17 protein-coding genes are annotated in these 22,263 nt (G+C 34.4%); 4 read left to right on the top strand and 13 right to left on the bottom strand.

Annotation, left to right across the window (positions count from 1 at the left end; all coding sequences use genetic code 11):
- Nucleotides 1-168: 168 nt before the first annotated feature.
- The gene (gene trpS, locus ACHRV3_RS15030) at nt 169-1,146 is read left to right on the top strand and encodes a tryptophan--tRNA ligase (RefSeq protein ID WP_395435253.1); all 978 of its coding nucleotides are present in this window, start codon (nt 169-171) and stop codon (nt 1,144-1,146) included.
- Nucleotides 1,147-1,322: 176 nt separating this feature from the next.
- On the opposite strand, the gene ACHRV3_RS15035 is transcribed toward trpS, so the two are convergent.
- Together ACHRV3_RS15035 and dprA are read right to left on the bottom strand one after the other, a co-directional pair.
- Nucleotides 1,323-2,177 carry a hypothetical protein gene (locus ACHRV3_RS15035; RefSeq protein ID WP_395435254.1) on the bottom strand — a complete coding sequence of 285 codons (855 nt, stop codon included), beginning with the start codon at nt 2,175-2,177 and terminating at the stop codon, nt 1,323-1,325.
- 73 nt (nt 2,178-2,250) lie between these two features.
- Nucleotides 2,251-3,351: a DNA-processing protein DprA gene (gene dprA / locus ACHRV3_RS15040; RefSeq protein WP_395435255.1), complete on the bottom strand. Its 1,101-nt coding sequence runs from the start codon at nt 3,349-3,351 to the stop codon at nt 2,251-2,253.
- Between the two features lie 238 nt (nt 3,352-3,589).
- On the opposite strand from dprA, the gene ACHRV3_RS15045 reads away from it, so the two are divergent.
- Nucleotides 3,590-4,564, top strand: coding sequence for an SPOR domain-containing protein (locus ACHRV3_RS15045; RefSeq protein ID WP_395426270.1), 975 nt, complete (start codon nt 3,590-3,592; stop codon nt 4,562-4,564).
- Nucleotides 4,565-6,928: 2,364 nt separating this feature from the next.
- Here the strand turns inward: ACHRV3_RS15045 and ACHRV3_RS15050 are convergent.
- The 7 genes from ACHRV3_RS15050 to ACHRV3_RS15080 form a co-directional block, all read right to left on the bottom strand.
- A complete protein-coding gene (locus ACHRV3_RS15050; RefSeq protein ID WP_395435256.1) occupies nt 6,929-9,208 on the bottom strand; it encodes a helix-turn-helix domain-containing protein in 2,280 nt (759 codons plus the stop codon).
- A 101-nt stretch (nt 9,209-9,309) separates the two neighbouring features.
- On the bottom strand, nt 9,310-9,891 hold the full coding sequence (locus ACHRV3_RS15055) for an OmpH family outer membrane protein (RefSeq protein WP_047774550.1): 582 nt from the start codon (nt 9,889-9,891) through the stop codon (nt 9,310-9,312).
- A gap of 244 nt (nt 9,892-10,135) precedes the next feature.
- Nucleotides 10,136-10,984, bottom strand: coding sequence for a class I SAM-dependent methyltransferase (locus tag ACHRV3_RS15060; protein ID WP_395435257.1), 849 nt, complete (start codon nt 10,982-10,984; stop codon nt 10,136-10,138).
- Nucleotides 10,985-11,075: 91 nt separating this feature from the next.
- Nucleotides 11,076-11,540, bottom strand: a complete 465-nt coding sequence (locus ACHRV3_RS15065) for a GNAT family N-acetyltransferase (protein WP_395435258.1) — start codon at nt 11,538-11,540, stop codon at nt 11,076-11,078.
- A 166-nt stretch (nt 11,541-11,706) separates the two neighbouring features.
- On the bottom strand, nt 11,707-13,578 hold the full coding sequence (mnmG, locus tag ACHRV3_RS15070; RefSeq protein ID WP_395435259.1) for a tRNA uridine-5-carboxymethylaminomethyl(34) synthesis enzyme MnmG: 1,872 nt from the start codon (nt 13,576-13,578) through the stop codon (nt 11,707-11,709).
- Between the two features lie 339 nt (nt 13,579-13,917).
- Nucleotides 13,918-14,337, bottom strand: coding sequence for an rRNA maturation RNase YbeY (gene ybeY / locus ACHRV3_RS15075; protein ID WP_395435260.1), 420 nt, complete (start codon nt 14,335-14,337; stop codon nt 13,918-13,920).
- Nucleotides 14,334-17,723: a hypothetical protein gene (locus ACHRV3_RS15080; protein WP_395435261.1), complete on the bottom strand. Its 3,390-nt coding sequence runs from the start codon at nt 17,721-17,723 to the stop codon at nt 14,334-14,336. The genes ybeY and ACHRV3_RS15080 overlap by 4 nt, the downstream gene beginning before the upstream one ends.
- A gap of 163 nt (nt 17,724-17,886) precedes the next feature.
- Between ACHRV3_RS15080 and gltX the strand changes: the two genes are divergently transcribed.
- Entirely contained in the window at nt 17,887-19,392 is a 1,506-nt protein-coding gene (gene gltX, locus ACHRV3_RS15085) for a glutamate--tRNA ligase (protein WP_395435262.1), read from the top strand.
- Between the two features lie 134 nt (nt 19,393-19,526).
- Nucleotides 19,527-20,507 carry an SPFH domain-containing protein gene (locus ACHRV3_RS15090; protein WP_047774572.1) on the top strand — a complete coding sequence of 327 codons (981 nt, stop codon included), beginning with the start codon at nt 19,527-19,529 and terminating at the stop codon, nt 20,505-20,507.
- A 21-nt stretch (nt 20,508-20,528) separates the two neighbouring features.
- On the opposite strand, the gene ACHRV3_RS15095 is transcribed toward ACHRV3_RS15090, so the two are convergent.
- The 4 genes from ACHRV3_RS15095 to ACHRV3_RS15110 form a co-directional block, all read right to left on the bottom strand.
- Nucleotides 20,529-20,783 (bottom strand): DUF6327 family protein, encoded by a 255-nt coding sequence (locus tag ACHRV3_RS15095; protein ID WP_047774574.1) that lies wholly within the window; start codon nt 20,781-20,783, stop codon nt 20,529-20,531.
- A gap of 2 nt (nt 20,784-20,785) precedes the next feature.
- Nucleotides 20,786-21,136, bottom strand: coding sequence for a hypothetical protein (locus ACHRV3_RS15100; protein WP_047774958.1), 351 nt, complete (start codon nt 21,134-21,136; stop codon nt 20,786-20,788).
- 129 nt (nt 21,137-21,265) lie between these two features.
- Nucleotides 21,266-21,592 carry a YtxH domain-containing protein gene (locus tag ACHRV3_RS15105; RefSeq protein ID WP_047774575.1) on the bottom strand — a complete coding sequence of 109 codons (327 nt, stop codon included), beginning with the start codon at nt 21,590-21,592 and terminating at the stop codon, nt 21,266-21,268.
- Nucleotides 21,593-21,682: 90 nt separating this feature from the next.
- On the bottom strand, nt 21,683-22,162 hold the full coding sequence (locus ACHRV3_RS15110; protein ID WP_395435263.1) for a hypothetical protein: 480 nt from the start codon (nt 22,160-22,162) through the stop codon (nt 21,683-21,685).
- Between the last annotated feature and the right edge of the window lie 101 nt (nt 22,163-22,263).

Here is a 22,263-nt window from a genome sequence, read left to right on the forward strand (position 1 = left end):
AATAAAGTTTGTGTACTTTACAAAAAACTTTGCGAACTTTGCGATCAGGAAAATAAACCTGGCAAACTTTCCAATTAAAAAATACGAAATTTAGGGTTAAAATCAACAATAAACCATGCGAACTTTGCGGTTAAAACCTTGCATCTTTGCGGTTAAGAGAAAACTAGAATGGCAAAAATACTTACCGGTGTTCAAAGTACAGGAACACCACATTTAGGCAACTTATTGGGAGCAATTATTCCCGCAATTGAATTATCTAACAATCCGGCAAACGAATCTTTTTTGTTTATCGCTGATTTACATTCGATTACACAAATCAAAGATGGTAAAACATTAAGAGAAAACACCTACAGTACAGCAGCAGCTTGGTTGGCCTGTGGTTTAAATCCCGATAAAGTTACTTTTTACAGACAGTCTGATGTCGCTCAAACAGCAGAACTAACCTGGTATTTAAGCTGTTTTTTTCCATTTCAACGTCTGACATTGGCCCATTCTTTCAAAGATAAAGCAGATCGTTTAGACGATGTAAACGCCGGACTTTTTACTTATCCGATGTTAATGGCCGCTGATATTTTATTGTATGACGCTCAATTTGTTCCCGTTGGAAAAGACCAATTACAGCACTTGGAAATTACTCGTGATGTAGCCTCTCGTTTCAATCACCAAATGGGTGAAACTTTTGTAATTCCAGAAGCTATAATTCAGGAAGACGGCATGTTGATCCCTGGAACTAATGGCGGAAAAATGAGTAAATCTGCCAATAATATCATCAATATTTTCCTTGACGATAAAACCTTACGCAGGCAGATAATGAGCATCGAGACAGACAGTACGCCACTTGAAGATCCAAAAAATCCGGACACTTGTAATGCCTTTGCTATTTATTCTTTACTGGGCACCGAAGCACAAATTGCCGAAATGAGAGCCAATTATTTGGGCGGGAACTATGGTTATGGACATGCCAAACAAGCCTTGTTTGAATTGATCACAGAAAAATTCAAAACCGAAAGAGAAAAATACAATTACTATATTACGAACCTTACTGAAGTAGAATTACTTTTGAAAAAAGGAGCTGATAAAGCAGCCCTGATTGCGAACGGTGTTTTACAACGCGCCCGCATTAAACTTGGCTTTGAACCATCATAATTAGCCGTTTTAAGACATTATTTATCCCTTTTCGAGCAGAAAGCTTGGAAAGGGATTTTTGTTTGAAAAAATCACCGAAATCCGGCATTTTATATATGTTCTTTCTAACTTATATTTACGAGAAACAGAAAAGACGTTATTCTTAATAAAACATTAAAATTTACTCAAAAAAATAACTACTTAGCTAATCTTGCTATAAAGAAAATCACTCTTAAAACAAGAACAATTATTCCTACTATTGCCCATGGCGACATACCTGAATCACTTGACGATGATGTTGTTTCATATGATTCCGTAAGCTTTTCTCTGTTTGCTTTTAAAAAACTATCCAATTCCGGATTAAGGGCATTATAATTACTCATCGCAATTATTGTAGCTTCCGTAAAAATCGATTTTATTTCTTGATTTAAAATGGGGCTGGTTATTTTATTTTGCAGCAATCTAATTTTCATATCTGTATCAACTGATTTAAAATTTGCAAGCAAAGCATAAAAAGGTCTGAATTTTATAAAATAAATAGACTTAATATTGTGATCCCCCATCGAAAAATTTTGATCTAACTTGTCTAAAACAAAATCTAATTTACCTGTAACTCTCTCACGCAAAAGGTCTAATGATTCTTCCGGCAAATATTCTTTGACCATTAAAATGTCTTCAATAGCTTCAAAATCGTTCTGAGCCATTCTTTCCTCAATAAACAACGTCAATGCTTCTGATAAAAATCTAATAATGAATACTTTTACGGCCTCTAAACTAACTGAGACAGCATTATCAGAACTAAATCTATTACGTGAATAATTTTTCTTAGAAAATAAATTATAAAGTATTCGATTATTTGAAATAGACAAAAGCTCATTTGGAAATTCATTCATTGCTAAAATCAAATTTGAAGCTACACTTGAATCTAAATTAGAATGCTGTGCACGTTCAATTTCAAATTGTTTCTGAATTTTTGCAATATCCTCAGGGTTAAATTCTCTTAAATTTGTTCTATAAATTCCGGCATTTTCGAATAATTCAATAATATTCATTAAAAAAGGGTTAAAAGTGAGGGGCAAAAATAAAATTTTAATATTTCAAACCTAATCTAATTAAAAATAAAGATCAAATAGCCTCAAACAATTTACCCGGTAAAGGTCTTATTACTCCCTTAAGCTCCATTTTTAAAAGGATTCCGGAAATTTTATAAACAGGAAAATCACAACGAAGCGCAATGATATCCAGTACTTCTTTTCCGTTTTTTATTAGAAAATCGTAAATGTTTTGTTCCTCTGCATCTAAAGCTACAAACAGCTGTTTTTGAATTGGTTTTGCTTTATTTTCAATATCCCAGTTCAGCATGTAGATCAAATCGGCCGCACTGGTAAGCACGTTGGCCTTCTGGGTTTTAATCAGATCATTGCAACCCTTACTGTACACATCTGTAACGCGGCCCGGAACAGCAAAAACATCACGGTTGTACTCATTTGCAAAATGGGCCGTAATGAGAGACCCTCCCCGATCTGCAGATTCAATTACAATTGTGGCCTCCGAGATTCCGGCAACAATACGATTTCGGCGAACAAAATTTTCCCTGTCCGGATTAGACGAGCTCCAAAACTCGGTGATAAACCCCCCTTTTTCTTCCATTCGGGCGATATACTTTTTGTGCGATTTAGGGTAAACCTGATTTAATCCGTGGGCTAAAACACCAATGGTCTGTAAGTTGTTGTCCATTGCAAATTGATGTGCAACAATATCAACTCCATAGGCAAAACCGCTAACAATTACAGGATCTAATGGTGCTAAATCTTCCAGTAGTGTCCTACAAAATTCCAGGCCATAGGAAGTAATCTGGCGTGTTCCGACTATACTAATTATCTTTCTGTTTTTTAAATCAATATTCCCCGCAGAAAAAATCAAAACCGGCGCATCAAAACAATGTTTCAGACGCTCCGGATACTGTTCTTCCTGAAAAAAAGAAACCTTTATCGCATTTGCTTTTATAAATTCTAATTCGGCATTTGCCTTTTCAAAAACGGTTTTGTCTTTACTATTTTTTAATAAAACAGAGCCGATTCCGTCAATAGCAGCTAGCTGATTGGTTTTCGTTTTAAAAAAAGCCTCCGCACTACCACAATGCAACAACAATCTTTTAGCCAAAATATCTCCAACTCCATCCACTTTAAGTAAGGCTAATAAATAAAATAATTCCTGATCTGACATCTTGCTAAAATATTATGTAAAATAGAGTCTGTTAAAAATTCGATTTGAGGCAGCAAATATTCATAAATTAAAGTAATTTCTTAATAAAAAATAAGATAAATCGTTTTCGCACCCTACTCGACATGAAGCAAAAACACTTAACCATTTGAAAATTAATTGTATATAAAATAAAGCGAATTGTTAATAACAATTGTGAATAAAATTTTGATAACTATATTCATTACCTAACTTTGTTACTATGAAAATCGAAACTTACATATCGCAGTTATTGTATCGTTATCAGTGTGTAACGGTTCCAGGGTTTGGAGCATTTCTAACCGAAAATCACCCGGCAAGACTTAATGAAAGCACCAATTCGTTTTCTCCACCTAAGAAAACGATCGCATTCAATAGTCTTTTAAAAAACAATGACGGATTATTAGCCAATCATATCGCTCAGACTGAAAATACTTCTTATGGTTTTGCCGTAAGTGCTATTACACATGAAGTTCTAAATTGGAAAAAAATATTAGACGAACATGGCGTTCTGAATTTTAAAAACATTGGTGATATTCGTCTAAACGCTGACCAAAACATGGTTTTTACACCTAATGATCAGACCAACTTCTTATCTACTTCTTTTGGATTAAGTCCGTTTGTTTCTCCTGTAGTAAAAAGAGAGCTGTTCGAGAAAAAACTGGAAAAAATGGAAGAAAGAGAAACGGTTGCTTTATACGATAATGAAGAGCACGTTAGAACTTCAAAACCATACTTGAGATATGCTGCTATTTTTGTTCTAGGTTTAGGAATTACCGGAAGTATCGGATATCCTTTGTACCAGAATCAAATTGCAAGTCAGACTCTTATTGTAGAAAGTGCTGTACAGAAAAAAGTACAAAACAAGATCCAGGAAGCGACCTTTTTTATACAAAGTCCATTACCGGCTGTCACGCTTTCTGTAGATTCTGCTAAAACTGCAACTGAAGAAGTAGAAATAAAAACAATGCCTTACCACATCATGGCAGGTGCTTTCAGAAGCGAACAAAATGCCAGAAAAGCCTATAACCAATTGGTAAAAGACGGTTATAAAGCCAGAATGCTTGGCGAAAACAAACATGGTCTGTTTCCTGTTTTATACGGAAGTTATGCCACTATGAATGAAGCACAAAAAGCACAGAAAGAAATTCAAAAAGGAGAAAATCCGGATGCCTGGATTTTAGTCGAAACGTTATAAATTTTCAATTGCCACTTACTTAACTAAATCCTTTTTTCTTAAACCGAAAAAAGGATTTTTTATTTATACTCGTGTCAGTTTTACAAAATCTACTTCTCGTATATCTGTTCCACGTGAAAATAACTTTTGACTTCAGAAGTTTAATTATTTATGAAAGTTTGTTGAAAAGAAAATGACACTTTTTAAGCAATTACTTTTAAATATTGGCAAGACGCTGTTTTAAAAAAAACGAATTATCACAGCCAAAGACCTTTACTCCTAGTCATTTTGTTCCGCAACTCCTTTTATTTCGACAAAAAACTCCCCGATTTAATTCACAAATAACGCCGAAGGCGCCGATTTTTTTTTGAAAAAATTGACTTCTAAAAAAATTACATCCCTAAAATAAGTTCCATAATTTCCTATATTATTACTGCCTAAAATCTATGATTTAATCCAACTCTCACCCTGAGCGAAGTCGAAGCTACGTTACAAAATTTTCGCTTTTTTTCAGTTTTTCTGTACTTCCTAAAGTTTAGAATTTGATAGATACTTATCCCTAGACCAGCCTTCGACTCCGCTCAGGGTGACATAACGTATATCAGTGAGATTTGAAGGCTTAAAACTAACGCACATTATTTTGTAAAACTTAGCCGTTCCACGTGGAAACTACATTGCAAAAATGGATTTAGATCTTGGAGTTACTTTTATCAAAAACGAAATAAAGAGATCAAAGGATCGTTTTATTGTGTCAGGTGAAATTTTAGTTTTTCTACTGCCTAAAGTCTCTAATTTGATCCAACTGTCACCCTGAGCGAAGTCGAAGGTTACGTTAGAAAATTTACACCTTTTTCACTTTCTCTGCGCTTCCTAAAGTTCAGAATTTACTAGATACTTATCCCTAGACCAGCCTTCGACTTCGCTCAGGGTGACATAACGTATATCAGTGAGATTTGAAGGTGTAAAACTAACATACATCATTCTGTAAAGCTTATCCGTTCCACGTGAAAACTACATTGCAAAAATGGCTTTAGATCATGGAGCTACTTTTATCAAAAACGAAATAAAGAGATCAAAGGATTGTTTTTTTGTTTCACGTGAAGTTTTTTATTTTTCTACGGCCTTCCCTTAGGCCTATGATTTAATCCAACTGTCACCCTGAGCGAAGTCGAAGGCTACGTAAGAAAATTTTCGCCTTTTTTCAGTTTTTTTGTGCTTCTTAAAGTTTAGAATTTGATAGATACTAATCCTCTAGACCAGCCTTCGACTTCGCTCAGGGTGACATAGTGTATATCAGTGAGATTTGAAGGTACAAAACTAATGTGCATTCTTTTTGCAAAGCTTAGCCGTTCCACGTGAAAATTACATTGCAAAATGGCTTTTGATCTTAAAGTTACTTTTACAAAGAACAAATAAAGAGATTTAAAGGCTTGTTTTTTGTTTCAGGCGGAAGAATGGCTTTTTATTGTAAAAACAAAAAATACGGCTTAAAAAGCATGGTTTTGCGACTGTTTTCAAACTAAACAGCCATTTTACTTTTATCCAATCACTATTTGTTGTTATTAATGCTAAAAAACGCCGAAGGCGCCGATTTTTTTTTTCGAATTTAAGCAAAGTCTTGGTCTCTCTTCGAAGTGATGCAAAATTCAATAAGTTTCACAACAAACTCCCCGCCTCTACTCCACAACCAAATCGTTTTGAAAAAAATCTCAAGAGTTTTATCTAAACTGGTCACACAACTTCTACCCAAAATATTCCTGCACAGGGTTTGCGCGAGTGATTCACTTATCTTAAAAATTGGAAAAATTATCGATTCAAGAATCGTGTTTTACCACTGTTTTTCCGTCGTTTTGGCATTTAGAAACCAAACGAGTTTTCGTGAAAAAATCATAAATAAAAATTAACACATTGTTAATCAATATATTAATAACATAAAAACAGGTAATTAGTCTAATGTTTCAGTGAATCCAAAATGTTCCACGTGAAACTATTTTCGAATCAAAAGCGTCTTAATTTTTCAAAACGATTCAAAAAACAAAATGAAAGCAATACAAAACGTTCTTTTTAAGTACAGCACAGCTAGATTTTCTTATGCTATAAAATCGCGTTATCAAACCAAAAAAACAACAATTTACCGTTATCTAATTATATTTTTATCAAACATATTACTTTGATTTTCGAATATTTCAATAAAATATATCTTCCCCAGCCTTCGACTTCGCTCAGGGTGACACCCGTCTAAAATTGACCATTAAATAACTAATAATACCCATTTATCCCAAGCTTGAAACCTGAAACTTGAAACTTGAAACCTGAAACTTGAAACTTGAATTTGGAATTTGGAATTTGAATTTGGAATTTGGAATTTGGAATTTGGAATTTCCCCTAATTTATGCTTGCCTTAAACATTTTAAGTTCATCCCAGGTAAATTCGTCACCATATTTTTCCTTCAATGGGTTAAGCGATTCTTCTTGATAAAATTGAAAAGCCTCTTGCAGAGCCAGTATTTTATCGTACGGCAATACGTCTGAAATATCCACTTTTTTAGTCTGAATTAGTTTGACTAAATGCATCTCAATTGTCTGCACCGTCAGCTTTCGAATTCGGGCAATATCCTGAATCGAATTCTTTTCTACCCATAGATCGTAGGTTTCTTCTATTGTGGTTTTTTTGACCGTTTTTGGTTCATTATTGTCGCGCTTTTTTGAAGTGTAACGTACAACCGGTTCTTCCACATTGAAGATATCCGTGTTGCTCATTTTAAACTCTTCACGAATCTTTTCCAGCTTATTTATTTTGAAGTTTTTAATAGCCGATGAAGTCAATTTTTCTTTGCAAATCGTTTCTCCCGCAACCACAATTTCGATCAATAACTTAGCTTTCATCAAGCGTAAAACCGCTTTTGTTTGCAAATCATCCAGCAAAGTCAGCTCTTCGTAAAACTCTTTTACTTTTTTAAACTTCTGAATTTCAGCCATTTTTTGCAGAAGATCCGCAACTAATTTGTCCATTGGACCGAAAAAATAATCATATGCTGCCACCATTCTTTCTTCAACAAAATACAAATCGACTGTTTCTTTATTGAAAATTTTGTTGAGTTGTTGGATAAACTTTTGCGAAGGATCTATCAGCTGCTCTATGGTTTCTAAGCGCTTTTGCGCCCAAATAGCATGTTTGGCTTTTTCTGAAGCAGCAGCATTTTCGTTGTAACTAAAACGGTGATTGCGCCATTCTTGTGCCAAATCTGACCAATTAAAACTGTTAATCAAATAGTTATGAATAAAGTTTTTCGTTTCAAAATGCAACGATTTCTCTAAAACGTCCTCGGTAGCTTTATTCAAAGCATAATCCATCACATCCTGATCGTTCGAAATCCCATTCATACGCATCGGAGAAAGCAAAATAAGCCCATTTAAGGACCTTAAACGCGATAATGCTACATATGCCTGTCCGGGAAGAAAAACTTGCGATACATCAAGCGCAGCTTTGTCAAAAGTTAATCCCTGGCTCTTATGTACCGTAATGGCCCACGCCAATTTGATCGGATAATGCGCAAATGTGCCCAAAACTTCCTCTTCAATCTCCTTGGTGAGCTCATTTACTTTGTAACGGATGTTTTTCCATTCGTACTTTTCTACCTCAATTGTTTTATTCTCTTCCGGGAAATGCACAAAGATTTCCTCCGGTGAAAGGGACTTGATAATCCCCATTTTTCCATTAAAATAGCGTTTTTCAAAGCTCAAATCGTTTTTTACAAACATGACCTGCGCTCCCACTTTCAACTTTAGATTTTCTTCTACCGGAAAGATTTTCTCCGGAAAATCACTTACGATAAAGGGTTGAAAAGAATACTCTTTTCCCGCTAAATCGTTTATCGCCTGCTCGTTAATAGAATCTGCTTTGGCATTATGAGTTGTTAAAGTAATATAACCCGGATTACTCTTTAAATCAAAATCAGGCTGTACATATTGGTTCAAAAACTGCACATCTTCCGCTGAAATCTGATTGTTACGCAGGTTATTCAAAACCGAGATAAAAGCATCGTCTGTTTGACGGTAAATTTTAGATAACTCAATGTACAAAGGCGGATTTTGCTGCATTACGTGCGAGTGAAAAAAGAATTTTCCTTTGTAATAATTGCGTAGCGTTCGCCATTCTTCATCCCTAATTACAGGCGGCAACTGCAATAAATCGCCTATAAAAAGCACCTGAACGCCACCAAAAGCATACGAATTTCTGCGAACAGTCTGCATCATAAAGTCAATGGCATCAAGCAAATCGGCCCGCAACATACTTACTTCATCAATAATCAGTAACTCCATATTGCGAATTACATTACGCTTCAGACTGTTCATTTTAAAGTGCCTGCGCAACGTATCTTTATTCTCAAATTTCACCGTTTCGGTAAACTGCGAATTCGCCTCAAAAGAGGGTATAAAAGCGGAAAATGGCAGCTGAAACATCGAATGAATCGTCACGCCACCCGCATTTAAAGCCGCAATTCCGGTTGGGGCAACCACCACAGTATTCTTGTGCGTTGTGGCAATAATTTCCCTCAAAAGTGTCGTTTTTCCTGTCCCAGCTTTACCCGTCAGAAAGATCGACTTTTGCGTTTGATTGATAAATTGTAAGGTGTAAGCTGCTGCTTCTGAAACGTTTTGCATTATGGCTTGTATTGAAAAACTAAAAGTATCGTATTTTTTATAAAAGAAAAAACCTAAATCCGTGTAGATTTAGGTTTTTAGAAATTAGTTTGTTTTGTGTTTTATTTTTTAGCTTCCACACCCTCTTTAGCAGGAGCTTTTTCTTCTGTTTTCGGTGCAGATTTGTACTTATCGTTCAATTCTTTAACGATTACTTTTGTAATATCGTATTTATCTTCAGCGTATAATACTGTTGCAGCATCACCTGTTCCGTAGATATAAGAATAACCGTTTTTCTTACCGTATTCTTTGATGTATTTTTTCACTCCGCTTACAAGAGAATCCATTTCAACTCCGCTTTCTTGTTGCAATTGTTGCGATAAAGCTTGTTGAGCATAACCCAATTGTTGCTCTCTTTTTTGCAATTCAGCACCCCTTTGTTGTGCCCATGCCTGACCGTTTGCTTGCGCTTGACTTTGAAAATTAGCAGCGTCTTGTTTAAAACGAGTAATTTCAGCTTGCAGTTGTCTTCCTTTTTCTTCTGCTTGAGATTTGTATTTTGCTTCAAGATCTTTTGCTTCAGTGTACTCTTTCATTAAAACCGAAGTATCAACGTAAGCTGTTTTTACTTCTTTAACTTCTGCTGTTTTACCACATGAAACAACTAAAATTGAAACCGCGATAATTACTAATGCTTTTTTCATTTCTTTAATTTCTATTTTTTTAATGTTGAAGACAAAAATATAAAAAAATAAATAGCATCAACATAAAGTTTAAAAAATGCTCTTTTTTTCTTGTATCAATTTTTGTTATCGGACTTAAGTTATGTATAATTTACTGTTATTAATAATGGATTTCATAGCTCGTTTTTAAGCGAATTTCTAAAAAAAGACATATTCAGAGTCCTTCTTACCTAAAAACGTCGCTAAAACGCGCTAAAAATAAGTTTTAGCTGTTTTTTAGCACGTAAATGTGCGAAGAATATTCCATCGTACGTCTGGCTTTTAGATTTGACTTCAAACCGATCAAAAAAGCACTGATGTAGTTCATTTTTCCTGTTTTGTATTTTTCCGATAATAAACTCACATAAAAAGAATCAAATTTCATCGGAAGCACTTTTTCTAATTTCATATCCACTTTTTCAAAAAGCGATTGAATGGCTTTTTTAGAGAAATGCCAAAAATGAATCGGCACATCATAAGCTGCCCAAAATGTATCGTAATGTTTTGCGTCGTATGATTTAAAATTTGGAACCGCAACAATTAATGTTCCAGTTGGTTTTAATAAACGTTTCAATTCTGCAATTTGCAATTCCAAATTTGGAACATGTTCTAAAACGTGCCACATTGTAATTACATCAAACGAATTATTCTCCAGAGCACTGATTTTGTCCACAAATGAAATTCCTTTTTTAACTGCAATTTCTTTTGCTCTTGCGCTTGGTTCTACTCCAATCGTTTCCCAACCATCATTTTTTGCTGTTAATAAAAAATCGCCAGTTCCGGCACCAATGTCCAAAATTCTGCCTTTCTGAGCTTGCTCTGCATTAATCAAATTCAGCTTATTTTTTAAGGCTATATTTTTTACAAAGTGATAGGCTTTTTCAAATAACGAACGTTTGTTGTCTGTGTGCGAAATATAATCTTCACTTTCGTAATACCTTCCTAAATTTTCTAAATCCGGTTGTGGAGACGTAATTAACATGTCCAGGTTTTCATCGTAATACAATTCGAAAATTTCTTTAGAAACGGAATGATCTTTTACCGTAAGAAAGTGTTTTTTATTTAAAACGTTCATTTTATAAATATTGGGGTTTTGATTTAACTTCATAGCAAACCCTAAAAATGAAAAATTCACTTTTAGGGCTTATTCTATTTTATATACTTTTTTAATACTTCCAATTTATTTTGACGGCAGACATTTTCTCGCCTTCATATCTCTTGTCTTCAACCACTACAAATCCATTTTTAATATAAAACGGCAATGGAGATTTGTATGGCTCTTTATTTAGTTTCACGTCATTCTCATGATCGATCACCCAACCATTCAAACTTTTTTTATTCTTTTTTAATTCGTTTATCAAAAGCCTGCCGTTACCACTCCCTTGAATATCGCTATCCAAAATTATAACAAACCAATCCTCTTCCTCTCGTAAAAAAGTAAAAGCCCAGCCTTTGATCCTGCTATTCTCATCAAGCAACAAATAATGCTTCTTTTCCGCCAAAGCATCCAGATACAAATCAAAGTCATGCATAGCCTGATAATTTAATTTCACCGGATATTCGTTATTCCAAAGTTGCAACAACGTTTCTGTATCTTGCAATGATAAAACTTCTTTCTCAATTATCTTCATGACTAAACAATAACTTAAATAAAATCTATCACAAAATAGTTTCACGTGGAACAATTATAATTTTAGATTGTGGATTTTAGATTTTACATTGCGCGAAATCGAAAATTTAAAATCTACTTCCTACGCTCAACAATCTAAAATCTAAAATCCACAATCTAAAATACCTTTATCTTCCCATATAAATCAATAACACCGAAATATCACTTGGTGATACGCCGCTGATTCTTGATGCTTGCGAAATGGTTACGGGACGAATTTTGCTTAATTTTTGTTTTGCTTCAATTGACATTGATTTGATTTTGTTGTAGTCAAAGTTCTCTGGAATTTTCACTTCTTCAAGTCTTGTCAATTTGTCTGCGTTATTTCTTTCCTTCTCGATGTATCCGGAATACTTCACTTGAATTTCGGCTTGCTCTAAAATTTCCTGATCAAGATCGTTTGCTGCGATGTATTCTTTTACTTTCTCAAATTTCATGATATCCTCCAAATCAATTTGTGGACGCGAGAACACTTTAAACATTTTATCACCTTGTGTAATCAATGCGGTATCCTTCGCTTCTAAAATAGGATTTGCCTCTCCAACCGAAACACTTGTTTCTTTGAAAAAGGCAACCATCTTTTCAGACTCATTTAATTTGTGTTCCATTCTGCGCAAACGCATTTCAGAAGCCAAACCAATTTCATGTGACATTGGTGTCAATCTGAAATCGGCATTATCCTGACGTAACAAAGTTCTATACTCTGCTCTTGAGGTAAACATACGATATGGTTCTTCTGTACCTTTCGTAATCAAGTCGTCGATCAGCACACCGATATACGCTTCATCACGTTTCAAAATCAATGGCGCTTTTTCGTGCACTTTTAAATGCGCATTTATACCTGCCATCAAACCTTGCGACGCGGCTTCTTCATATCCGGTCGTTCCGTTTATTTGCCCTGCGAAATACAATCCTTCCACCAGCTTTGTTTCCAAAGTATGTTTCAATTGTGTTGGCGGGAAATAATCATATTCGATCGCGTAACCGGGACGGAAGAACTTCACGTTCTCAAAACCGGCAACTGAACGCAATGCTTTAAATTGAATATCCTCAGGAAGCGAAGTCGAAAATCCATTCACATAAACCTCACACGTATTCCAACCTTCCGGTTCAACAAATAACTGATGACGTTCTTTATCAGCAAAACGATTAATCTTATCTTCTATCGAAGGACAGTATCTTGGGCCGATACTTTTTATACGACCGTTAAACATTGGTGAACGATCAAAACCAGATCTCAAAATATCATGCACGTCCAAGGACGTGTACGTCATATGACATGATCTCTGATGAATTAAAGGTGACGTCACATCCGAGTACGAAAACTTATCCGGCTTTGCATCCCCCTTTTCTTCGTTCATTTTAGAATAATCCAAAGAACGTCCATCGACTCTCGGTGGCGTTCCTGTTTTCATTCTTCCAGATTCAAATCCTGCCTGAACTAAATCTTCGGTGATTCCGTACGCAGCACTTTCGCCTGCTCTACCCCCACCAAACTGTTTGTCTCCAATATGAATCAGACCATTCAAAAAAGTACCATTTGTCAAAACTACCGATTTCGAACGAATCTCAATTCCAAGCGAAGTTTTCACTCCCTTGATTTTGCCATTCTCAATAATCAAACCTTTGACCATCTCCTGGTAGAAATCCAAATTTGGAGTTCCCTCCAACATCATTCTCCATTCTTCGGCAAAACGCATTCGATCACTTTGAACTCTTGGCGACCACATTGCAGGGCCTTTTGATTTGTTCAACATCTTAAATTGAATTGCCGTCCGATCTGAAATAATTCCGGAATATCCTCCGAGTGCATCAATCTCACGAACGATCTGTCCTTTTGCAATTCCACCCATTGCAGGGTTGCAAGACATCTGTGCAATGTTTTGCAAACTCATTGTAACCAACAGCGTTTTGGATCCCAAATTTGCTGCCGCTGCCGCGGCCTCGGAACCGGCATGGCCAGCACCCACCACAATAACATCGTATTCTTCTAAAAACATTTTGTTTTATTATTCTCCGGAAACCCTTTAAGGTGGCTCTCAGAATTAACTTTATACTCTTTTGTTCCACGTGGAACTTTTCTTAAATTCCAAAAAAAATAAAATTCCAAATTCCAAAACTTGGGGTTTTAGCTGCGCTAAAACGAGGTTCAAACTCGTTCCACGTGGAACGAGTTTGATTTCAAAATTTCAAAACTGAGCGTTCCACGTGGAACGTTTTATTGACTCAATCTTAAAATTCTTTATGTTTCACGTGGAACGTTTTCTGATTCCGTCTACAAAAACAGAATATGTTTCACGTGGAACAGCTTACTTCAAATTTTTAAAAAGATGTTTAAGCTATAGTTCCACGTGGAACATGGCGATTTTTTCATCTTCTTTTGAACGCATTAACGCTGCATCAGTATCACTTTTATCTTTGTATCCACAGTAATGTAAAATACCGTGGGCTAAAACACGCTTCAATTCTTCATCAAAAGAAACATTAAAATCTTTAGCATTGTCTTCTACTCTTTCAACAGAAACAAAAATATCTCCGTTTAATTCGTTACCAACTGTATAATCAAAACTGATAATATCGGTTAGTGTGTCGTGATCCAGATACTCTACATTTATTTTATGAAGATATTCATCGTCACAAAAAATGTAATTTATCTCTCCTTCGTTTTTGTTTTCAGAAACAATTACAGCACTCAACCAATCAGTAAAGGCTTCTTCGTTCTCTAAATTAAATTCTGTTTCGTAATTAAAATTGATCATTTTGTATTAAAATATTCTTGAACTTTTTGATTAAAATTCGAGCGCAAAGGTAGTGATTGTCTATTTAAAATCTCCACGCTGTTTAAATAATCCAATAACGAGCTTGGCAACGCATTAGTTCTATTTGTAAATTCAGCTTTATTTGTTTCAGATTGGCGCTTGGTATCTTGACCTTGCTGCTGCACTGCATTGTTTAATTTTAATAATTCTTGCTGGATATTTAATATTCTTTGCAAGTTTTCATTCTTAAAACCTTTATTCAAAAGTTGCTTTTCGGATTGTTTCATTTGCTCAATAACAGATCTTCCTTGAGAATCTAATCCTTGTTTTGCCAACTCCTTTTGTAATGCTTCACGAAGTTTAACTTGTTCTTTATAAATTTCCATTATTGCTTCAGCATCTCCTTCTCCATCCTCACCTTCTTTCCCGTCCTTTTCTCCTTTGCCATTTTGGTTTCCTTTGCTTCCTCCATTCCCGCTTTTACCATCTTTACCTTGTCCATCTTTACCTTGACCGCTTTGTCCCTGACCTGATTTTCCGTCTTTACCTTCTCCCGGTTTTTGTCCCGGTTGACTACCCGGCTTCATTCCTTCTTTCATTTTATCACCTAATCCTTTTTGTTTTTGAATGATATCCGGCAATTGCATTCCTTGTCCGTCACCAGGTTTTGGTTTTCCGCTTCCGGGTTTAGACATTGACATCTGCATGTTGTTTAATAAATCACTTAAAAAATCAGCTAATTTATTGGCAGATGAAACAGCATATTGTTGGTGCGAAACTCCTTTTGGAACCTGAACATCGGTTAACGACTCTATAGCTTTATCAATATTGTATTGTACATTCCCAATTTCCTTCGTTACATCTTCGGCTACTTTAGGGTTTCTTAAAGACAAAGCAAACAGACTATCGTCAACGTGTTTGAATTGTTGTTTTAGATTTTGCTGCACTTTTATATTCTTCGTATATATAGAAGATCCCAATTTCATCGATCTAAATTGTTTCATTACATCTTCCTGAGATAAAGAATAGGCTAAAAGATTATCCAGAATCTGACGCAGCATAGCCACATCTTCTTCCATTTGTTCTTTCTCCTCACCTTCCATACCGGACTTCATATCTTGTGCCAAGCTTTTCATTTTCTTAGCAGCACTCTTTTGTTTTGGTTTGGCCGAAGAAGTATTCTTTTTATTTAATTCTTCCGAAGCTTTATTCAAATCTTCTTTTACGTCTTTTTCTTTTGAAGCATCTGAAGGAATTTCTAATGGAGATTTTAATGATTTATTTTCTTCTTTTAAGTCCTTTAAATCTTCCTGAATTTTCTCAAATGCTTTATTAATTTCTTCTTGTTTATCAGAAGTGTTTTCTTTTTCTTTATTAGAAAGCTGTTCTTCTTTCTCAGCAAGCTTGTCTAATTTATCTGCCACTTGTTCGGCTTTCTTCGAAACATAAAAACGCTTTGTAAGTTCTACCAATTGCTCTAAGTTTCTCGATTGGTTTTTACTGATTTGTTTGAACTTTTCCATCTTATCAAACAACTCTTCGTTGTTTAATTTGTCGTTTAAGTTCTTCAATTCGTCCAATAACTTTTGATTTTTTTCTAAATCCTTATCTGCATTCTCTAAACGCTTTTGCAAATCTTCTGCGGTTTTATCCTTTTTATCTTCTTTGAATTTATCCAGATTCTTGTTCATCTTCTCTGCAAACTGCTTCATCAATTCATCTTGTTGCTTCTGACGTTTCAGAAACTCATTTATCTTTTGCTGATCTTTGAACTCTAAATTATCTTTCTCTTTTCCGGTATTCTGAATCTTATCCATTTCAGAAAACTGTTTGGTTTGATTCTTTAAAGATTTCTCTAAACTATTAATGTTTTGATTTTGCTGTTGTAATTCTAAGTCTTGCACTTCATCAGTAGTAGCCACTCGATCTGAAAACACAGAAGACTTTGTACTCTTAAAATTATGAGGCGCATCATTGTCAAAAATCTCAAAATAGTACTCATACGATACTCCTTCTTCAACTGCCAAATTGCTTGGAAACGAAAAAACGAATTGATCAAAAACAGCTTGCTTTACCGGAATAGTTCCACGTTTGGCAGTCTGTGGTTTGTTGCGTTCGTAGTAAACAATCTGTAATTTAGATAAACCATAGTCGTCACCCAATCTTCCTAAAACATAATTTTTATCTAACTTCAAACTGTCCGGTGCCGGTGCAACAGTGATCGTTGGATGCTGATCTTTGATAACAGAAAGCTGATAATCGAGTTTTTCGTAGTTTTTAACCTTATTATTGGAGGTAAGAATTTGATATTCTGTGTTTTGACCTATGTTTTTACTCAATTTAAACTCATTTTCGGCTTTATTGAACTTAAAAACTGATTTTTCATTCTTCCAAACAATCTCTTCCGTAGCCTGAGTTTTCATTTTCCAAGTCACTAAAGTTCCTTCCGGTACAATAGCATTTCCTGTTCCCTGAATGGTTTCTGACTTTTTCTTTAAGTACGATGGGAAGTTTAAAACCATTTCGAAATTGGCAATGGATGGAACGGTAATTACTTTCAATTCATATTCATTAGATGAAACCGAATTTCCTTCAAACGAAAAAGTAACATTCTCTATCGGTTTCTCGATTTTAAATTCAAACTTTCCTGGTTCTGATGATTCCATAAAATAACTTTCATCACCAATATGAATCATAACATTCTCTGGAACGATCTTTCCAACAGATTCCATTTTCACAACAAAATCTTTGTTTTGTTCTGTTTGCAAATTCTGATTTAACACCACAAATTTGAAAGGTGCGGGAGGCAAAAAAGTAGCATTAAAATGGACTACCCTATTTAAACTTTGAGAAATAATCGTGCTGTTCCCTGAAATATAAAACACTGCAAAAAGCAAAATTGGAATCAATGCCAATGGCAAATACTTTCTATTCGAATTAAAATTGATTGCATTTCCAAATGGAATTGGTTGCAATGAATTTGCTTTTTGCTCTATTGAAGCCAGCATTAATTCTGAACTTTCTGCTGAATTCTCAGAGGCTGATAATTGTAAAAAGTTCGTCAGTTTATCACTTACTTCTGTAAAATGATTTCCAATAATAGCAGAAGCCTGATTGTAATCTATTCCTTTTTGAAGTTTGAATAACTTAAAAATTGGAAACAAAATAAAACGAAATAAAAGAAACACTTCTACTCCAATAAAAAGCCAAAACAAAAGAGTTCTTCCCAATGGTTTTAACCAAAGGAAATACTCAATAAAAAGAGTAATCAAAAAATACAAAAGTCCAAAACCGGTAAAAAGAAGCATTCCTTTTATGAGTTCATTGGTATAATATTTTTTAATAAAGGCTTCTAGCTTTAGATATATGGCAGACGTTGTTTTCAAAATGAATCTGTTTTACTTATAACCTATAAAAGTACTAATTATAGCAATTCAATTTCCAAAAAATAAATTCCAAATTCCAACAGTTATAGCGTTTTGGAATTTGGAATTTTAAAAAATTTGGATTTTAACTAATATCGTATCTTTGCATCAAAATTTCAAACAAATGTCAAAGCAAGTTCGTGTGCGTTTTGCACCAAGTCCAACAGGGCCATTACATATTGGTGGTGTTCGTACTGCCCTATTTAATTATTTATTTGCCAAAAAAAACAACGGCGTTTTTTACCTAAGAATTGAAGATACAGATCAGACTCGTTTTGTTCCCGGTGCTGAAGCTTATATTATGGAAGCTTTAGAATGGTTGGGAATTGCTCCTGAAGAAACCGTTGGTAAAAATGAAAAATTTGGTCCGTACAGACAAAGTGATCGTAAAGCAATCTATCAAGAATATGCCGATCAACTGATCAATTCGGGTTGGGCGTATTATGCTTTTGATACTCCGGAAGCACTTAATGCTTTAAGAAAAGAACATGAAGCAGATGGAAAAACATTTATTTACAACCATCATAATCGTGAAAAGTTAGATACATCTCTTGTAATTTCTGCTGATGAAGTTGCTAAAAGAATCGCAAATGGAGAACATTATGTGATCCGTTTTAAAACTCCTGTTGACGAAACTTTACATTTGAAAGACATCATTCGTGGAGATGTAAAGTTTGAAACGAATCTTCTAGACGATAAAGTTTTGTTTAAAAGTGACGGAATGCCAACCTACCACTTAGCTAATATTGTGGATGATCATTTGATGGAAACTTCACATGTAATTCGTGGTGAGGAATGGTTGCCGTCTATGCCACTTCACGTTTTATTATATAGAGCTTTTGGATGGGATGCTCCGGAATTTGCTCATTTACCTTTGATATTAAAACCAGTTGGCAATGGAAAATTATCTAAAAGAGATGGTGATAAATTAGGATTCCCTGTGTTTCCGTTAGAATGGAAAACCGAAGAAGGTATCTCTTCCGGTTACAGAGAGAAAGGTTTTTTCCCGGAAGCTGTTATAAATTTCCTTGCTTTATTAGGTTGGAATGACGGAACTGATAAAGAATTGTATTCATTAGAGGAACTAGTAGATGCTTTTGACTTAAACAGAGTGCACAAATCAGGAGCAAAATTTGATCCTGAGAAAAACAAATGGTTCAATCACCAGCATTTGATCAAACAAAATGATGCAGATTTAGCTAAAGACTTTACTCCTATTTTGGAAGAAAAAGGGTTCTCAACTCCGCTCGAACTGACAACACGTATTGTGTCTCTTATTAAAGAACGTGCTCATTTTGTTTCTGAATTTTGGGATCTTACTGATTTCTTTTTCCAAGCACCAACTTCTTATGACGAGAAAGCAAGTAAAAACTGGAAGGAAGAAACACCGGCTTTAATGCAGGAACTGATCTCCGTTTTAGAAAATATTAGTGATTTTACTTCTGCGAATATCGAAACAATTGTAAAAGATTGGTTGACGAAAAACGAAATTGGAATGGGTAAAGTAATGCAACCTTTCCGACTGAGTTTGGTTGGAGCGCTTAAAGGTCCTCACCTATTTGACATTGTAGAAATCATCGGAAAAGAAGAAACTATTTCGAGAATTCAGAAAGCAATAAGTTCAATATAAAACCAACTTTCAATAAAATTCAGACGCTAAGAAACATCCTTTAAATGTTCTTAGCGTTTTTTTATAGTTGCAAAAAAAATAAATCCGAGGAATTTTCGTAATTTACCGGATCATAAAACTAAATCAATCTCATTATGTTCACACCATTTATTATCATTTTAGTATTTGCGTTCTTTATTTTAATGTCTTCCTTTTTTACTGTGAAACAACAATCCTCAGTAGTTATAGAAAGATTTGGAAAATTCTTGAGCGTTAGAAATTCAGGATTACAATTGAAAATCCCGATAGTTGACCGATTAGCAGGACGTGTTAATTTGAAAATTCAACAGTTAGATGTTATCATTGAAACCAAAACTAAAGACAACGTTTTTATCAAAATGAAAGTTTCGGTTCAGTTTAAAGTGATCCAGGAAAAAGTATATGATGCTTTTTATAAACTGGAATATCCACACGATCAGATTACTGCTTATGTATTTGATGTAGTTCGTGCTGAAGTTCCTAAACTAAAACTGGATGATGTTTTTGAAAGAAAAGATGATATTGCGATTGCAGTAAAAAGAGAATTGAATGAAGCGATGACAACTTACGGGTACGATATTATCAATACTTTAGTGACTGATATTGATCCGGATATCCAGGTAAAAAATGCGATGAACAGAATTAATGCAGCCGATAGAGAAAAAACTGCTGCTGAGTTTGAGGCAGAAAGTTCAAGAATCAGAATTGTTGCCAAAGCAAAAGCCGAAGCAGAAAGTAAACGTTTGCAAGGTCAAGGTATTGCAGATCAACGTCGTGAAATTGCGAGAGGTTTAGTAGAAAGTGTTGAAGTTTTGAACAATGTTGGAATTAATTCTCAAGAAGCTTCTGCCCTAATTGTAGTGACACAACATTATGATACGTTACAAGCCATTGGAGCTGATGCCAATTCTAATTTAATACTTCTTCCAAACTCTCCGCAAGCCGGAAGTGATATGCTAAATAATATGGTTGCTTCGTTTACTGCTTCTAACCAAGTTGGTGAAATGATGAAGAAAAACAATAAGAAAATTGAAAAACCGAAACCAATTCAGCCACAATCGGGTTATGAAGATGATATAACACCGGAAGAAAAATAATCATAAAAACAAAAAAGAGGCTTAATTGCCTCTTTTTTTATTGATAAACCACCCGATAATATAGGGCAAAATAGACTGTAAAATACTCACATAGGAATTTGAAAAGTACTCTTTGTACGAGGACAAAAAGCCATTGACAATATTCTGCGGTGTTATCGTTTCCTTAGTTTTCTGAAAACTTAAAACTAATTTCTGATAATTAATGTCTTTTTGAAGTTTCAGTATTTCTAACTCTCTTTCAATTTCAGCGTATGAAGCGTATTTTTTTGTTTCCATAATTAATCATTAAAAAAGATTTCTGAAAATTTCTCCAAAATTGGTCCTTCAACAAACTTGTCTTTGATAAAGAAAAGTAAAATAGTTGCAACCAAATACATCCCTCCTACTGTTAAAAATCCTAAGGTATAACTCCCAAACATGTTGCTAAAAGCAAAAGCTGCTGCAACAGAACCAAATAACAAAACCATAGCAAAACACAGCAAAATTAAAGTAAACTTAAAAATTAGTGTGGTAGACTTCATGGCTACTTTAAAACCCCAAAGTTTGTAATATGCTAAGTGACTGTCTAAATACTCTTTAGCCTGATCTTGCATATTTTCGGTATGTTCTTTTAATTCTTCAAAAGCCATAATTTGATTTTTAGTTAAATAATAAAGCACAAAACGCACTTTAAAAATTGCCATTTCCATATTAAAAGTAACCAAATAAACTGGAAATGCAATCTATTAAAAAATTCGTTTTGTGCCTGACTTAGAAATTTACTTTTGAAGTTTGGCGTTTTGTGCTTTCAAATCCGCAAGCTTAGATTCTAAAAATGAAATTACTTCTTCAGTTTTGTAACTCATATTCGAAAGTAAATCATCGTATGTTCCGTCAAGATTCTTTTTTGCATGTGCAAATTTTTCACGTAAAACTTCAGAACTTGCTCCTATTGAATCCTTCAAATTATGTGTTGCATCATCTAAACCTTCTTTAAGTTTTGCACGTGTTTTAGATCCTTTATCCGGAGCAAATAAAATTCCTACTGCGGCTCCTACTGCGGCACCGGCCAAAATTGCGGCGATTGTATTTGATTTATTAGACATATTATTAGATTTAAGTGATTAATAAAGATACTCTTTTTTATAATTATAAAATATTGATTAAAAGATGTTTACAAAAAATTAACAAACTAATTAATACACATAAGCAACTGCTTCGTATTTCCCATTATCTTTTTCGACAATACTTACAAACGGATAACCCTTTAAAGCTGACTTTGTTTTAATCAACATCGCAGTTTGCTTTTGCTGTCCCAATGGTCCCTCTCCTTTTGTCTTAACAGAAACTCCTTCAAAGTTTGCCACTTTTTTTAAACCAACCGTTTTATCCTCAGACAAAACCTGAACCTTATTGTAATCAGATTTTGAAACTACTTCTACCCTATCTGAAACTTTTTGAGTTTGATTGGTCTGTTTGTTGGTAACTTGAGAAACTGCATATTTGCTAATTTTCATTTCTTCAGCACTTCCATTTAAAGAATAATAAATTAAATCATTTTCACTTTTAATGAAATTAACATCCAACTGTTCTCCATTGTGTTTTGTAATTTGATGTGTTTGAGAAATTGCCACATTGGCAAATAATACGGCTAATGTAAAATATAGTGTTTTCATAAATTTAGATTTAAAATTAAAACTAAAAATCAGAACGAAATTTAAAATTCAAAACTATCGCATAATCAATGTTATGAAATTTCGAAAATTATGAAACCAAT

Source organism: Flavobacterium sp. FlaQc-49, assembly GCF_044005985.1.
Lineage (GTDB): Bacteria > Bacteroidota > Bacteroidia > Flavobacteriales > Flavobacteriaceae > Flavobacterium > Flavobacterium cupriresistens.

Coding starts and splice junctions, on each gene's coding strand:
- trpS (WP_395435253.1), top strand. CDS start 169: ATGGCAAAAATACTTACCGGTGTTCAAAGTACAGGAACACCACATTTA.
- ACHRV3_RS15035 (WP_395435254.1), bottom strand. CDS start 2,177: ATGAATATTATTGAATTATTCGAAAATGCCGGAATTTATAGAACAAAT.
- dprA (WP_395435255.1), bottom strand. CDS start 3,351: ATGTCAGATCAGGAATTATTTTATTTATTAGCCTTACTTAAAGTGGAT.
- ACHRV3_RS15045 (WP_395426270.1), top strand. CDS start 3,590: ATGAAAATCGAAACTTACATATCGCAGTTATTGTATCGTTATCAGTGT.
- ACHRV3_RS15050 (WP_395435256.1), bottom strand. CDS start 9,208: ATGCAAAACGTTTCAGAAGCAGCAGCTTACACCTTACAATTTATCAAT.
- ACHRV3_RS15055 (WP_047774550.1), bottom strand. CDS start 9,891: ATGAAAAAAGCATTAGTAATTATCGCGGTTTCAATTTTAGTTGTTTCA.
- ACHRV3_RS15060 (WP_395435257.1), bottom strand. CDS start 10,984: ATGAACGTTTTAAATAAAAAACACTTTCTTACGGTAAAAGATCATTCC.
- ACHRV3_RS15065 (WP_395435258.1), bottom strand. CDS start 11,540: ATGAAGATAATTGAGAAAGAAGTTTTATCATTGCAAGATACAGAAACG.
- mnmG (WP_395435259.1), bottom strand. CDS start 13,578: ATGTTTTTAGAAGAATACGATGTTATTGTGGTGGGTGCTGGCCATGCC.
- ybeY (WP_395435260.1), bottom strand. CDS start 14,337: ATGATCAATTTTAATTACGAAACAGAATTTAATTTAGAGAACGAAGAA.
- gltX (WP_395435262.1), top strand. CDS start 17,887: ATGTCAAAGCAAGTTCGTGTGCGTTTTGCACCAAGTCCAACAGGGCCA.
- ACHRV3_RS15090 (WP_047774572.1), top strand. CDS start 19,527: ATGTTCACACCATTTATTATCATTTTAGTATTTGCGTTCTTTATTTTA.
- ACHRV3_RS15095 (WP_047774574.1), bottom strand. CDS start 20,783: ATGGAAACAAAAAAATACGCTTCATACGCTGAAATTGAAAGAGAGTTA.
- ACHRV3_RS15100 (WP_047774958.1), bottom strand. CDS start 21,136: ATGGCTTTTGAAGAATTAAAAGAACATACCGAAAATATGCAAGATCAG.
- ACHRV3_RS15105 (WP_047774575.1), bottom strand. CDS start 21,592: ATGTCTAATAAATCAAATACAATCGCCGCAATTTTGGCCGGTGCCGCA.
- ACHRV3_RS15110 (WP_395435263.1), bottom strand. CDS start 22,162: ATGAAAACACTATATTTTACATTAGCCGTATTATTTGCCAATGTGGCA.